Annotated in this window: 1 pseudogene; it reads right to left on the reverse strand. The window is 48.6% G+C overall.

Annotated features, from left to right (window positions below):
• Positions 1–13: 13 nt before the first annotated feature.
• Positions 14–1,134, reverse strand: a pseudogene (locus XMG48_RS11935) (IS3 family transposase).
• Between the last annotated feature and the right edge of the window lie 73 nt (positions 1,135–1,207).

The raw sequence follows: 1,207 nt of genomic DNA on the forward strand, positions 1-1,207 counted from the left end.
CGTAGACTTCCCGTCAAGCGCACAGTTCGTTACTAGAAATTTCTGTTGTTACTAATTCTTTAAATTCTGCTGGCGTTACGTTTCCAAGCGATTCGTGTGGTCGCTCTTCGTTGTAAGTGATTCGCCAAGCCCATGACAACTCTCTAACCTGATTAAGTGAATGGAATAGATTAGCGTCTAGTATCTCCGTCCTAAATGAACGATTGAATCGTTCGATGTAGGCATTCTGGTTCGGTTTTCCAGGTTGAATATAGACGATCTCTATCCCATGCTCGGCGCACCACTCCGTGAAGATTGACGATGTCATTTCCGCGCCATTATCTACTCGGATTCTGCGAGGGCAGCTATGCTCTGCCACTAGCTCACTCAACACCCGAACAACCCTCGCGGCGGTTAGTGATGTCCCGACCGTGATGTCGAGACATTCGCGAGTACCTTCATCGATCACGTTGAGAACTCGGTAGCGGTGTCCGCTATATAAGGTGTCACTCATGAAATCGAATGACCAAGTATGATTGGGCATAGACGGTACTTGTAACGGTGTTTTAAGCCGCTCTGGCAATCGACGCTTAGCGCGTCTCTTCTGGTTCAAGTTCATTGCACAATAGATCCGCCATACACGTTTGTGATTCCAGCCGAAACCTAGCCTCCGGAGCCTATAGAAGTACTTCCAAAAGCCCCACCGAGGATGTTTCTCGAGCAACTTGTTCAAAGCATCGATAACCGGAGCATCTCGGTCGAGTTGCTTCTGCGCAGGGTCTTCACGGTACCAAGCCCTGCGTGACAACCCGACTGCAGCGCACGCTTTTGAGATCGATAACTTACCAGCAACAATTAGCTGATTAGCCGCCCAGCGGCGCTGAGGAGGCTTTACAGCTTTCCCAGCAGATCCTTGATGGCTTGGTTCTCCAATGCCATATCCGCGTACATACGCTTAAGCTTCTCGTTCTCTTCCTGAAGCTCTTTTAGCTTCTTAATGTCCGAGGCTTCCATACCGCCATATTTGCTACGCCACTGATAAAAGGTTGCGCTGCTGATGCCATGTTCACGGCATATGTCACTCACCTTGCGACCAGCCTCAGCTTCTTTAAGCAGAGTGACGATTTTGCTCTCGCTGAATTTTGACTTTCTCATTGGATCTCCTCCATCGACTTATGATGTCAGAAATCTCTAGTTTTGACTTGTGCACTTTTAGGGGAAGTCTACG

It is taken from the genome of Marinobacterium sp. xm-g-48 (assembly GCF_013282925.1).
Lineage (GTDB): Bacteria > Pseudomonadota > Gammaproteobacteria > Pseudomonadales > Balneatricaceae > Marinobacterium_E.